Origin of the sequence: Kutzneria kofuensis (assembly GCF_014203355.1) — a bacterium.
In the GTDB taxonomy this organism is placed as follows: domain Bacteria; phylum Actinomycetota; class Actinomycetes; order Mycobacteriales; family Pseudonocardiaceae; genus Kutzneria; species Kutzneria kofuensis.
Genome location: NZ_JACHIR010000001.1, coordinates 7,142,905 through 7,156,052, shown reverse-complemented (window position 1 = coordinate 7,156,052; position 13,148 = coordinate 7,142,905). Strand labels below are relative to the sequence as shown.

Here is a 13,148-nt window from a genome sequence, read left to right as displayed (position 1 = left end):
CGAAGCCTGTCATGGACCCCATGACGAACACCGAGATCACGCTGCTCCGGGACACCGGCCACGGCGGCCAGGCCGCCCAACCGTCCCGCATCGCCGCCCAGCTGGCCACCTTCATCGCCGGCGCCAGGACCAGCGTACACATCGCGATCTACGACTTCCGCCTCGGCGACGCCCTGGCCAAGCCCGTGGTGTCGGCGCTGAGAGACGCCGCCGCCGGCGGCGTGGACGTCCGGATCGCTTACGACGCAAGCAAACCGGCCACCGGATTCGCCGCGCTCGGCGCCGACCCCGCACCACCTGGCACCGCGCAGTGGCTGCATTCCCACTTCGCCGGCAGCCAGGTGGCGCTGCGGCCCGTCACCACCCCGTCCGGCAAGCTGATGCACAACAAGTACGTGGTCCTGGACGGCCGGCGGGTGTGGACCGGCTCGGCCAACTTCACCGACGACGCGTGGACCCGTCAGGAGAACAACGTCCTGCGGTTCACCTCGACGGTGTTGGCCTCGGCGTACGAGCAGGACTTCGAGCAGCTGTGGCAGTCCGGCGACATCCGGCGCACCGGCATCGGCGACCGTGGCGTCACCACCATCGACGACGAGACCGTCGCCTGGTCGTTCGCTCCCGGGGAGGGACCGGCGATGGACGCCGACCTGGTCGGCCTGGTCACCGGCGTGCGCCACCGGCTGGTGATCGCGTCCATGGTGATCACCTCGCACGCGCTGTTGTCGGCGCTGGCCACGGCGGTCGGCGCCGGCGTGCACCTGACCGGCATGTACGACGCCGGGCAGATGGGGCCGATCGCCCACGAGTGGGCGCAGAGCAAGTCGGCGGCGTCGGCGCAGGCGTTGGCCGACTGGAAGACGGTGTCGGCCAAGCTGGTCGGCAAGAAGTCCACTCCGTACTCACCGACCGCCGTGCACGACTTCATGCACCTCAAGGTGTTGGTCAGCGACGACACCGTGGCCACCGGCTCGTACAACTTCAGCGCCAACGCGGAGGGCAACGCCGAGAACCAGCTGCGCATCACGGCCGCGAAGATCGCCGACTCCTACGCCGCCTACATCCACCAACTGGTCGACGCCTACACCCCCAAACTCGCGAGTCACGCTTAGCGGCACACCGAATGGAGGTTTCCGGCACACCCGGTCACTCGCCGAGCAGGGCGGGCAGGTCCACCGCCACCCTGGACAGGCTGAAGCCGTCCGGCGGGACGCCCTTGGGCGAGCTGAGCCAGCCGCCGCGGTCGCGGACCCGGAAGGTCTGCTCCCCCACCAGCAACAGCGCCACATAGCAGCCGTAGTCGATGGCGAAGCCGTCGTAGAGCCGGCCGGGGTGATGAGGGTCCACGATGCCGCGCCGCAGCAGGTGCAGCAGCCGGGCGTCGTACAGCTCGTCGATCGTCTCGTACGCGGCGTACCCCAGCTGGTCGAGCACGAACGTGCGGGACCGCCGGTTGCCCACGACCTCGTCGACGAGCAGCTGCAGCGTCCGCCGCGCGGGTTCGTTGACGGTCAACGCGTTCTGCTTGTCCCGCAGGTACCAGTCCTTGGCGGCGTTGCGCACGTCCGCGAGCGCGATCGGCTCGGCGTTGGCGTGTTGCGCGGCCAGGGCGGCGATGTTGATCGCGTCCCGCGGCACCCCCTCCGCCGCCCGCACCAGTTCGGCGAACGCGCCGCGCCGGAAGGCCTCCGCGACGAAGGCTTCCGCGGTGGCGGGCGGTTCCCGCACCATGGTGGCCAGTCGCGGCCCGGCGTGGTTGAAGAACAGCTGCCCGAAGAACTCCTGCGCCCGGTTCTGGGTGTGGTCGAAGATCATGAAGTCGTCCAGGCTGACCGCGGACGCCGCGTCGGAGCCGACCTCGATGCCCAGGTAGTCGCCGCCGGTGGGCAGGAAGAACCGGGACCGCCGTTCGATCGCCGCGATCTTGACGGTGATGCCGGGCACCGGCAGCACGCCGCGGCGCAGCAGGTCCGCCAGCAGCGGCTGCAGATCGAGGGGCAGGCTGCTCCACTCGTCGAGCAGCAGCCACAACCGGCCGGGGCGCATCGCCGATGTCACGGCTCTCAGGGCGCGGCTCAGCGGCCCGAACAGCACGTGGTGGCGCTCGACGCCGGTCCGCCGCAGCCGGCTCTCGGCCCGCACGGACCGCCGCTGCCCCGCGATGAAGCGCCCACCGGGCGTCGCGGACACGGACAGTTCGACGCCGGCGCCGCGCTGTTCCTTCTCCCCCACTCGGGTTTCCGCCTCCACCTGGCCGACCACCTCGACCGCCGTGGCCGCGTCGACGAGGGCGTCCAGGGCCCGCAGCAACGCGTCCTGGTCGCCGACCTCGCGTTCCATCGCGACGGTGAGCAGCTCCTCGTGAATCGCCTCCAACGTGTCCACGAGCAGATGCGTGCCACGGGCGGACGGCGTGAGCGTGCTGTCGGCGTAGAGGCCGCCGGCGGAGCCGATGGTGCGGAGATCCACGTACACGGCCACGTCGCCGGTCCGTTCGACCAGGTCGCTGAGATGGAGCAGTGCGTGGGTCTTACCCGTGCCCCTGCGCCCGTACAGGATCTGGTGGTCCTCCGAGTTCAGCATCGCCGAGAACGATCCCGCCGCCACGTACGTCGTGGCCAGCGTGTACCGATCGGTGCTCTCGGCGCGGCGCGGGATGCGCATGAGCGCCTGGTTGACATGCCGCTGCCGCCCGTCGGTCATGGTCGACAAGCCTGCCGGGGCGGAGTCGGCGGGCGCATCCGCTGCACGGGTGAGCACGCGTCAGGCCGGCTCTGCCCGTTCGTGCGGGTCGTTTGCCACTACCGTTCGTGCCCATGGCGGATTCCGACGAGCAGTACGACGCGCTCGGCCAGACCTACGAGCGCGCCAAGCACATTCCCACCGGCCTGGCCGAGCAGGCCACCTTCCTGTCCGCGCTGCCCGACCTCACCGGCAAGTCCGTGCTGGACGTCGCCTGCGGGACCGGCTTCTATCCCCGCAAGTTCGTCGACCTCGGGGCCGCCCGGGTCGTCGGCGTCGACTCCGCCGCCGAGATGCTGGCGTACGCGCGGTACGTCGAGGGCAAGCAGCCTCGCGGCATCGAGTACCTACAACACGACGCCACCGCCCTGCCCGTCCTCGGCCGCTTCGACGTCGTCACCGCCGTCTGGCTGCTCGGCTACGCCGACGATCCCTCGGCGCTGGACGGCATGACCGCCAACCTGGCGTCGAACCTCGCCCCCGGCGGCACCCTCGTCGTGCTGGTGCCGAACCCCGACGCCGACTTCGACATCCTCGCCGGCCCCTACGGCCGCTACGGCTACGACGTCGTCAAGACCGCAAAGGCCACCTTCCGGCAGCCCGTCTCCGTCCGGGTCCTCGACGCCCCCGCCTTCGCCTTCGACTCCTACTTCTGGCCGCCCGGCGCCTTCGACGGCGCGTTGCAGCGAGCCGGCCTCGTCGACGTGCGGCGCGCCCCCACGGTCGTCCCGGACGACGACCGTGGCGAGGAGTTCTGGGCCGACCTCCGCCGCAGCCCCAGCTTCGCGGTGTTCACGGCGAGGTCGGCCGGCTACGCCGGGGCGTAGGTCATGCAGTTGCTCGCGTGCCCGCCATCGCCGGGCGCGACGCGCACGCCGCCGGGGGCCGTGCACTCCAGGTCCCGGTTGTGCGTGCAGTCGCTCCGGGAGCAGGCGCCCACCTGGGCCACCGCCATCGGCAGGCCTCCCTTGCGGGCCAGCGGGATGAAGGTCGCGCAGTCGGCGCTGCCGTGCTCGCCGCTGACCGTGATCGCGAAGGCGTGGCATCCGTCGTGGTTGTACGAACAGCCCGTGACTGTGCACTCGCTGACTACGGGCATTTCCGTGGTGGTCATGAGTACTCCTCATGGCGTCGTGTTCGGCGGAAACGACGCTGCCACCCCACCACCATGATCGCAACGCGAAGGAGAATGAGGCGAGCCTCGACCAAATAGGCGAAGAATCCCTTACTTTCCGGGGTGTCCCTGGGGCAAAGGCCCAGGGACACCCGCGGTGTCAGAGCTCGATGCCCAGCAGCGCGTCGACGGCGGTGCGGATCAGGCCCGGGGCGTCGGCGTCCCCGCCGCCGTGGGTCAGCGCCTGCTCGACCCACGCGTCCACGGCGGCCAGCGCCTTCGGCGTGTCGAGGTCGTCGGACAGGTGGTCACGCAGCCGGGCCACGGTGTCGGTGGCGTCCTGAGCGGACGGCAGCGCCACCGCCTCGCGCCACCGGGCCAGGCGCGCCTGAGCGTCGGACAGCAGGTCCGAGGTCCACGCCCGGTCCTGACGGTAGTGCCCGGCGAACAGGGCGAGCCGGATGGCGCCGGGGTCGACCTCGTCGGCCCGAAGGCGCGACACGAAGACGAGGTTGCCGCGGGACTTCGACATCTTCTCGCCGTCGAGACCGATCATGCCGGCGTGGGCGTAGTGCCGGGCGAAGGGGTGCTTGCCGGTGAGGGCCTCGGCGTGGGCGGCGCTGAACTCGTGGTGCGGGAACACCAGGTCGGACCCGCCGCCCTGGACGTCGAAGCCGTCGCCGAGGCGGTTGAGGGCGATGGCGCTGCACTCGATGTGCCAGCCGGGCCGGCCGGCGCCGAGCTCGGACTCCCACGACGGCTCGCCCGGCCGGGCCATCCGCCACAGCAGCGCGTCGAGCGGGTCCCGCTTGCCGACGCGGTCGGGGTCGCCGCCGCGCTCGGCGAAGAACTCGGTCATGGTGGGGATGTCGTAGTTGGACTCGTAGCCGAAGTGCCCCGACGCGTTCCGGTCGAAGTAGACGTCGGGGTACTCGGGGTCGTCGGCCCGGTAGGCGGCGCCGCTGGCCAGCAGCTTGCCGATGGCCTCGACGATCTCCGGGATGGCCTCCACGGCGCCGACGAACTCGCGCGGCGGCAGCACCCGCAGCGCGACCATGTCCTCCCGGAACAGGGCGGTCTCGCGCATGCCGAGCACCACCCAGTCGTCCTGGTCGCGCTCGGCCCGCTCCAGCAGCGGGTCGTCGATGTCGGTCACGTTCTGCACGTAGTGCACCTGGTGCCCGTTGTCCAGCCACTGCCGCTGCACGAGGTCGAACGCCAGGTACGTGGCGGCGTGGCCGAGGTGGGTCGCGTCGTACGGGGTGATCCCGCAGACGTAGATGGTCGCCGTCTCGCCGGGGGCGGTCGGCCGGACCTGCGCGGTCGAGGTGTCGAACAGCCGCAGGGGCCGGGGCGTGCCGGGGACCCGGGGTACCGGGACTGAGGACCAGGTCTGCATGCCCCCGACACTAACTGTGGCAACGGGACCGGTCAGCACGCCCCGTCCGACCGGCCGAGTCAGCCGTCCACGATCTGGGACGTGACCTGGTAGATCTCGGCCTGGGAATTCCGGAACACCAGCCTGAGCCCCTTGACCTGGTCGAGGCCGGTGAGCCCGGGCGAGTGGCCGGCGGTCGAGCCGGTGATCGAGCCGTCGGACAGGAAGACGTACCGGATGTGCAGCTCCCGCACCGACGCCCGCACGGCCGGGTCGGTGTCCAGGCGGTTGAAGCTCTGGAACAGGTGCAGCCGCTGCGGGCCGACCGCCTCGGCGTCGTTCGGGAAGATCGGGGCGTGCCCGAACACCGGGTGCACGCCGGCCAGCGCCCACATCCACGGCGAGCCGTCGTACGGGTCGTTCATCACCATCGACCCGGCCGGGGCCAGCTTGGCCAGCTCCAGCATCGCGGCCTGCTCGGTGTGCGTGACCACCGGCCCGTCGGGGAACGCGACGGCGAGCCGCTGGGTGTTGCGGTTCAGGTAGAGGCCCTTGGTGGCGATGATCACCAGCAGCGCGACCACCGCCAGCACGACGGCCGAGGGCAGCCGCGGCACCAGCCGTGACAGCAGGTCGGCAACGGTGACCAGGCCGACCGCGGCCAGCACGACCAGGCCCATCGCGCCGATCGCGTACAGCCGCCACGAATCGTTCCACCACGGCCGCGTGATCGCCTGTACCCACGGGGCGGCGGAGGTCGCGTCGAGCACGAACAGCACGCCGAACACGGCGCCGCCGAGCAGCCACCAGATCAGCTTGGTCACGCCACCCAGCAGGAACAGGCCGACGAGGCCGGCGACGCACAGCGCGATCAGCCACACTGCGGGCAGGCCGGTGGACCGGCTGCCGGTGACGAACTGCGCGGCGGCATCGGGCACGTTCAGGCCCGGCGTCCACGTGACGGCCGCGCCGCCGGTGGCGGTGAGCACCCCCAGCACCTGGAAGACACCGGCAACGCCGCCGACCACAGCGACCAGCAGCAGCGTGCGCAGATCGGCGGCCGGCACCTTTCGGGCGCGGATCCAGCGCTGGGCCAGGAACAAGGCGGCCGGGATGGCGGCGGCGACGGTGATGCTGGGGTGCACCGCGGTCAGGCCGATGCCGGCTAGGGCGGTGGCGATGATCGTGCCGCTGGTGGGCGAGGTCAGCACCCGGGACAGCAGCGCGAGGAACGCCGGGCTCAGCGCGACGCCGGCGGTGAACGGGAACAGCGGACCCCACGTGAGCGTGTCGTACGGGAATTGCGTGAACGCGCAGGCCAAAAGAGCCGTAGCGGCGGCGAGGCCGGGTCGCTTCGTGATCTCCGCGACCAGAACTGAAATCGACAGACTGAACAGGCCGACCTGGAATCCATTGCTCACGTCGAGCACCTGCGGGATCGGCCAGCCACCGATCTGGGCCACGGTGGCGTCCAACACGTGATAGGCGTTCGGATAGAAGAAGCTGCTGCTTCCCGTCGAATTGATCGCGGCCAGAGCCGCCGGTGACGAGTCGCCGGTGTCGGCGATGAACCGCACCGCATTGGCGTGGAACTCGGCGTCCCACCACTGCGGGATGGCTGTGAAGCCGCTCGCGCGCAGCATCGCCAGCAGCCCGACTCCGGTCGCGATGGCCACCGCACCAGCCATCATCCAGTGCCGTGGCCTGGGCCAATCCAGTGTCACGCGTGGTCTGGCCGCGTCCGGCATACGGAACAGCCGCCGGACGCCGTGCGCCGCCACCGCGCACAGCACGCTCGCCGTCAATAATGTGAGCGCATTCCACCGAACACCGATCATCGGCGCCAACGGGCCGAAGATTCCGATCACACCATAGGTGAGCACCGGCGCCGCCGCGGCGAGCAACCACCCGCGAATTCCCGACGCCAATCCGATGACCAGGCCCGGCACGATGACGACCAACAGATAAACGGCAGCCGTCAACGCGACGGCAGACGCCGCCCCGCTCATGATATTTCCCCCCTGCACACACCGACTTCATCGGCCGGCGAATCATCCAACCGGCTGTACGTCCATGAGACGGTTTTCCGGAATGGCCGTTGCCCGGCGACCCGGGTCGTTATCGACCCGAGACCGCGCGGCTGGTAGAACGCACACCGTGACGACTCGCGTGGACAGCGTCGGCGACTTCGACCTGCCGGTGTGGCTGCCGGCCGGCGGGCAGGGCCCCGCCATCGTGCTGGTCCAGGAGATCTTCGGCCTGGACGGCTGCCTGCGCTCGGTGGCCGGCGAGCTGGCCGCCGCCGGTTTCGTGGTCGGCGTGCCCGACCTGTTCTGGCGCACCGACCCCGGCTGGTCCTCCGGCCACGACGAGGCCGGCCTCAACGCCTCGCTGGCCGTGGCCGGCGAGTTCGACCCCGAGCTGGGCCTGGCCGACGTCGTCGCCAGCCTGGAGCACCTGCGGTCGCTGCCCGAGGTCGCCGGCAAGGCCGGCGCCCTCGGCTTCTGCCTCGGCGGCTCCCTCGCCTACGGCCTGGCCGCGGTGTCCGACCCCGACGCCGTCGTGTCCTTCTACGGCTCGACCGTGCCCGACCAGCTCGACCTGCTGGACCGGATCAGCTGTCCCCTGCAGTTCCACTTCGGCGGCCAGGACCCTTACATCCCGCGCGACGCCGTCGCCAAGGTCGAGGCCGCCGTCGCCGGCCGCGCCAACATCGAGATCCACGTCCAGGAGCAGGCCGGGCACGCCTTCCACAACCACGTCGCCCCGATGTTCCACAACCCCGAGGCCGCCGCTGCCGCCTGGCGCTTGGCAACCACCTTCCTCACCACCCACCTCCGCTGACCCCCGCGAGTCCCGTTCTCGGGCTGGAGAGTTCCGTCCTCGGGCCCACCCACCCACGCAACCACGCTGGAAAATGCCCGAGGGCGGAACTCGCCGAGGCGCCCGAGAACGGGACTCGCGGGGGTATGTCCGAAACCGACATTCGGTGTGCCGGAGAGCGGGACTCGCGGGGGTTGACGGGCGAAACCCGGTTGCGTCGGTGAGGCAGGATTCTGGTCTGTGGAACCTCTCGACGAAGCAACCATCCGCGCGTCCTTCGTGAACTGCTCGAAGGGCGAGGCGCGCCGGCTGAGCCTGCCGGGCCGCCTGGCCGACGTCGACTGGGCCGACCTGGACTTCCTCGGCTGGCGCGATCCGAAGGCGCCGGCGAACGCCTACCTGGTGCTGCCGCGCGACGGCAAGTACGTCGGCCTGGCGATGCGGGCGGCGGCGCCGCACTCGAGCCAGCTCAAGAGCTCGCTGTGCGCCCTGTGCCAGACCGCGCACGCGGCGGCGGACGTGTCGCTGTTCGCCGCCCGGCGTGTCGGCAACGCGGGCAAGCTGGGCAACACGGTCGGCACGTACATCTGCGCGGACCTGGCCTGCAGCCTGTATCTGCGCGGCAAGCGCAAGCCGTCGACGCCGAACGCCCGACTCACGTCCACTGTGGACGAAGACGTCGCACGGACCATGGCCAGCCTGAACAAGTTCGTGGACGAGGTGCTGACGGACAACGCCTGACAGTGCTTGTGCCGCGCGTTCCGCGCAGGGCGAGGTCGTGCCGGCCTCTTCGCCTTGGCCGGAAAAATCGCTGAACAGATGCGATTTCCCGGCCCGCGGCTCCGGAGGCCGGCACGACCTCGCGGGGTCAGCGGTGACGGCGGTTGCGCAGGTAGTCGCCGACCACGGCGGCCCCGAGGCCGTCGAGGTCGGGGGCGATCACCCGGCCGCCGCTGCGGCGGGCGATCAGGTCGACGAAGTGCGCCAGCCGCGGGTCGTCGCCGAGCCGGAACACGCTGATCGACGCGCCCAGCTTGGCCAGCGCATCGACCTCGACGAGCGTCTTGCCCAACGTCCGCTGCATCGGCGGGTAGTTGAACACGGCCTCGCCGTCGGGCTCCAGGTGCGCGGTCGGCTCGCCGTCGGTGACCACGAGCACCACCGGCTGCGCGTCGGGGTGCCGCCGCACGTGCCGGCCGGCCAGCAGCAGCGCGTGGTGCAGGTTGGTGCCCTGCTCCCACGCGCCCTCCAGCGCCGTCAGCTCGCCGATGTCCACAGTGGACGCGTGTCGCCCGAAGGTGATGAGCTGCAACGCGTCGGTGCGGAACCGGGTCGAGATCAGCTGGTGCAGCGCCAGCGCGGTGCGCTTCATCGGCAGCCACCGGCCGTCCTGCACCATCGACCACGACGTGTCCACGCACAGCGCGACCGCGGCCCGGGCCCGCTGCTCGGTCTCCACGATCTCGACGTCCTCGACGTCCAGCCGCACCCGGCCACCGCCACTCGAAGCCGTGCGCAGCACCGCGTTGCGCACCGTCCGCGACACGTCCCACGGCTCGGTGTCGCCGAACTCCCAGAGCCGCGTGGATCCCGTCGGCTCGCCGGCGGCACCGGCCCGGTCGCTGTCCCGTTCGCCGCGACCCCGCAGCTGGTCGACGACCTGGCGCAGCGCCGTCTCACCGAGCCGCCGCAACGCCTTGGGCGTCAACCGAAGGCTGCCGTCGGCGGCCCGCTCCAACAGTCCCTGCTGGCGCAGCTCACGCTCCAGTTGGGACAGTCGGCGAGCGTCCACACCGGACTCCTGGCCGAGCTGCCGCACCAGCGCCTCGACGTCGATGTCCTCCAGCGAGGCGCCCGGGTAGGACTGCGCCAGCTGCTCGGCCAGCGCGTCCAGCTCGGCCAGATCCGCCATGGCCTGTGCGCCTTCGCCCAGCCCCAACGGGTTCTTGCCGCGGAAGCGGGCCGAGCCGGTCCAGTCCTCCCCCGGCCGCAGCTGCTGCAGGTGCGCGTCGAGCAGGTCCAGCTGCGCCCCGAGACTGGCGTCGCCGAAGGCCTGCTGGCCCAGCTGCGCCAGCTCGGCCCGCTGCTCCTCGGTCATCGAGTTCAGCATTCGCTGCGCCGCCGCCGACCGCTGCGCCAGCAGGTCGACCAGCTCGTCGGTGTTCTGCGGGTTCTCCGGGAAGAACTCGCCGTGCTTGCGCATGAACTCCTGGAACTGCTCGGTGGTGTCCTGCCCCGCCGAGTGCGCCGACAGCAGCGAGTTCAGGTCGGACAGCATGTCCTTGATCCGCTGCACGTCCTGCGGCGTCGCGTTCTGCATCGCCTGCTTCATGCCCTGGAAGCGCTGTTCCAGCATCTCCCGGCCGAGCAGGTCCTGGATCTTCTGGTACGACTCGCGGGCCTGCGACGACTGCCAGTCGTAGTTGGCCAGCTCCGTGACGGCCGCCGCGGTGCCGGGCGGCAGCGCGTCCAGCTGCGCCTCCCGGAACCGGGCGTCGTCGGACGGGTTCGGGAACAGCTCGCGCCGCTCGGCCGTGATGGCCTCGTTCAGCAGCCGCTGCACCTCCTGCATGGTGCCGTCCAGGTTGTGGCGGCGCTGGATCTGCGACCGCCGCTCCCACACCTGACGGGTCAGGTCGTCGAGACCCCGGGTGCCCTGCACGCCCCTACGCATGAGCTCGCGCAGCGCGGCCTGCGGCGATGAGCCCTCCATCACCTCGCGCCCCAGCTCGTCCAGCGCCGCCCGCAGATCCGGCGGCGGGGCGAGCGGATCCGCACCACCGAGCCACTCGTGGTAGCGGTAACGCCGTGCCGGGGTCGCCATCAGCCGTAGACCGTCGTCTCGTCGTCGGCGTCCTTGCCCAGCTGGCGGCTCAGGTAGAGGTACTCGAGCGCGAACTCGACCGCGGAGGCGATCCAGCCGGCCGGCTGGTCGGCCTTCACGTCCAGCCGCGTCGCGACCTCGTGCAGCACGGGCAGCTCCGGCAGCGCGGCAAGCACCTCGGCCGCCGGCACCCGCTCGCCGGTCGCCACCGGGTGCCCGTCGGTCACGGCCTCGGCCAGCGACCGCAGGTTCAGCCCGGCCAGCTTGCCGCGGGCGGTGTCGGCGACGGACCGGCGCAGCAGGTGCTCCAGGATCTCGTGCTCGCGGCCCTCCTCGCCGGACTCGAACTCCAGCTTGCCGCGCAGCACCGACGGCACGGCCTCCAGGTCGACGGGTCGGGCCACGGCCGGCGACTCGCCGGTCAGCGCGGCCCGGCGCAGCGCCGCGGCGGCGACCGTCTCGGCCGCCGCGATGGCGAACCGGGCGGACACGCCGGAGCGCTGGTCGACCGACGGCGACTCGCGCAGGTGCCGCACGAAGCGCGCGACCACCTCGATCAGGTGGTCACCCACCTCGGCGACGAGCTGGGCCTCCTGGCGGATCAGGTCGATCTCGCCGGCCACCTCGAGCGGGTAGTGGGTGCGGACCTCGGCGCCGAACCGGTCCTTGAGCGGCGTGATGATCCGGCCGCGGTTGGTGTAGTCCTCGGGGTTGGCGGTCGCGACGAGCAGCACGTCCAGCGGCAGCCGCAGCGTGTAGCCGCGGACCTGGATGTCGCGCTCCTCCATCACGTTCAGCAGCGCCACCTGGATCCGTTCGGCCAGGTCGGGCAGCTCGTTGACGGCGACGATGCCGCGGTGCGAACGCGGCACCAGTCCGAAGTGGATGGTCTCGGGGTCGCCGAGGCTGCGGCCCTCGGCCACCTTCACCGGGTCCACGTCGCCGATCAGGTCGCCGACGGAGGTGTCCGGGGTGGCGAGCTTCTCGGTGTAGCGCTGGGACCGGTGCAGCCAGGAGACCGGCAGCTCGTCGCCGAGTTCGGCGGCGCGGCGGATGGAGGCGGGGGTGATCGGGTCGAGCGGGTGCTCGGCGAGCTCGGCGCCGGCGATCACCGGCGTCCACTCGTCGAGCAGCCCGGCGAGCGTGCGCAGCAGGCGGGTCTTGCCCTGGCCGCGCTCGCCGAGCAGCACGACGTCGTGGCCGGCGATGATCGCGCGCTCCAGCTGGGGCAGGACCGTGCGGTCGAAGCCGACGATGCCCGGCCACGGGTCGCGCCCGGCGCGCAGCGCGTCGAGCAGGTTGTCCCGCAGCTCGGCCTTGACGGAGCGAGGCTCGTAGCCGGCGGCGCGCAGCTGGCCCGCGGTCGTCGGCAGCGAGTGGGATGGGGTCGGAACAACTGTCACCCTTACGAAGCTAATAGCCGTGGGCAAATAGGTCGACGTGGAGCAACTCCACCGGCAGACTTCGTGCACATGGTCGATCTCGGGGTGCTCGCGGCGCGGCTGGCGGACGTGCCCGGCGTGATCGGCGTGGTGCTGGGCGGATCCAGGGCCCGCGGCACCGCCGACGAGCATTCCGACACCGACATCGGCGTGTACCGGCAGGGCGAGATGGACCTGTCCGCCCTGCGCGAAATCGCCGCCGACCACCCGGGGTCGACCGTTGCCGAGCCGGGCGAATGGGGTCCGTGGGTGGACGGCGGCGCGTGGCTGGCGACGCCCGGGACGAAGACGGACCTGCTGTGGCGGGACCTGGACCGGGTCCGGGCGGTGCTGGCCGAGGCGCGGCGGGGCGTGGTCCGGTGCGAGCGGCAGGTCGGGCATCCGCTGGGCTTCTTCTCGTACGCCTATCTCGCGGAGCTGGCGACGGCCCGGGTGCTGGAGGATCGCGAACGCGCGCTGGCGGAGGTGGTGGCGGAGCTGGATCCGTATCCACCGACGCTGGCGGAGGCGATCGAGCGGGCCTACGGCTTCGAGGCGCGGTTCAGCGTGGACAACGCCGCCACGCCGGCGGCCCGGGGCGACCGGTTCACGGCGGTGGGCCACTTGTTCCGGGGCATCGGGTGCCTGGTGCACGTGCTGCACGCGCGTGCGGGCGTGTGGCTGGCGACGGAGAAGAACGCGGTCGCCTCGGCGGCGGGACTGCCCGGCGCTCCGGCCGACTTCGCCGCCCGGGTCGACCACATTCTGGCGACGGTGGACGTCAACGCCGCCAAGGAACTGGTCCGCGACTGCGGATCGGGTCGTTGGTGAAGTCGCCGCTGTTCC

Annotated in this window: 11 protein-coding genes; 5 read left to right on the top strand and 6 right to left on the bottom strand. The window is 71.5% G+C overall.

The window, feature by feature from the left end:
- The first annotated feature begins 20 nt into the window (after positions 1-20).
- Positions 21-1,112, top strand: coding sequence for a phospholipase D-like domain-containing protein (locus BJ998_RS32835; protein WP_184867197.1), 1,092 nt, complete (start codon positions 21-23; stop codon positions 1,110-1,112).
- Between the two features lie 34 nt (positions 1,113-1,146).
- Here the strand turns inward: BJ998_RS32835 and BJ998_RS32830 are convergent, their stop codons facing one another.
- A complete protein-coding gene (locus BJ998_RS32830) occupies positions 1,147-2,703 on the bottom strand; it encodes an ATP-binding protein (RefSeq protein WP_184867196.1) in 1,557 nt (518 codons plus the stop codon).
- 113 nt (positions 2,704-2,816) lie between these two features.
- Here BJ998_RS32830 and BJ998_RS32825 point away from each other — a divergent pair, with 113 nt between their 5' ends.
- Positions 2,817-3,569 carry a class I SAM-dependent methyltransferase gene (locus tag BJ998_RS32825; RefSeq protein WP_184867195.1) on the top strand — a complete coding sequence of 251 codons (753 nt, stop codon included), beginning with the start codon at positions 2,817-2,819 and terminating at the stop codon, positions 3,567-3,569.
- Here BJ998_RS32825 and BJ998_RS32820 read toward each other — a convergent pair.
- From BJ998_RS32820 to BJ998_RS32810, 3 genes are all read right to left on the bottom strand, one after another.
- A complete protein-coding gene (locus tag BJ998_RS32820) occupies positions 3,554-3,856 on the bottom strand; it encodes a DUF1540 domain-containing protein (protein ID WP_184867194.1) in 303 nt (100 codons plus the stop codon). The genes BJ998_RS32825 and BJ998_RS32820 overlap by 16 nt on opposite strands.
- 160 nt (positions 3,857-4,016) lie before the next feature.
- Complete coding sequence (gene mshC / locus BJ998_RS32815) at positions 4,017-5,255, bottom strand: cysteine--1-D-myo-inosityl 2-amino-2-deoxy-alpha-D-glucopyranoside ligase (protein WP_184867193.1); 1,239 nt, start codon at positions 5,253-5,255, stop codon at positions 4,017-4,019.
- Between the two features lie 59 nt (positions 5,256-5,314).
- Entirely contained in the window at positions 5,315-7,243 is a 1,929-nt protein-coding gene (locus BJ998_RS32810; protein WP_184867192.1) for a DUF6541 family protein, read from the bottom strand.
- A 148-nt stretch (positions 7,244-7,391) separates the two neighbouring features.
- Here BJ998_RS32810 and BJ998_RS32805 point away from each other — a divergent pair, with 148 nt between their 5' ends.
- Together BJ998_RS32805 and BJ998_RS32800 are read left to right on the top strand one after the other, a co-directional pair.
- The gene (locus tag BJ998_RS32805) at positions 7,392-8,078 is read left to right on the top strand and encodes a dienelactone hydrolase family protein (protein WP_312890438.1); all 687 of its coding nucleotides are present in this window, start codon (positions 7,392-7,394) and stop codon (positions 8,076-8,078) included.
- A 219-nt stretch (positions 8,079-8,297) separates the two neighbouring features.
- On the top strand, positions 8,298-8,798 hold the full coding sequence (locus tag BJ998_RS32800; RefSeq protein WP_184867190.1) for an FBP domain-containing protein: 501 nt from the start codon (positions 8,298-8,300) through the stop codon (positions 8,796-8,798).
- A gap of 127 nt (positions 8,799-8,925) precedes the next feature.
- Here BJ998_RS32800 and BJ998_RS32795 read toward each other — a convergent pair whose 3' ends face one another.
- Together BJ998_RS32795 and BJ998_RS32790 are read right to left on the bottom strand one after the other, a co-directional pair.
- Entirely contained in the window at positions 8,926-10,881 is a 1,956-nt protein-coding gene (locus BJ998_RS32795) for a VWA domain-containing protein (protein WP_184867189.1), read from the bottom strand.
- On the bottom strand, positions 10,881-12,284 hold the full coding sequence (locus BJ998_RS32790) for a sigma 54-interacting transcriptional regulator (protein WP_184867188.1): 1,404 nt from the start codon (positions 12,282-12,284) through the stop codon (positions 10,881-10,883). The genes BJ998_RS32795 and BJ998_RS32790 overlap by 1 nt, the downstream gene beginning before the upstream one ends.
- A 69-nt stretch (positions 12,285-12,353) precedes the next feature.
- Between BJ998_RS32790 and BJ998_RS32785 the strand changes: the two genes are divergently transcribed.
- Positions 12,354-13,133, top strand: coding sequence for a nucleotidyltransferase domain-containing protein (locus BJ998_RS32785; protein ID WP_184867187.1), 780 nt, complete (start codon positions 12,354-12,356; stop codon positions 13,131-13,133).
- The last annotated feature ends 15 nt before the right edge of the window (positions 13,134-13,148 follow it).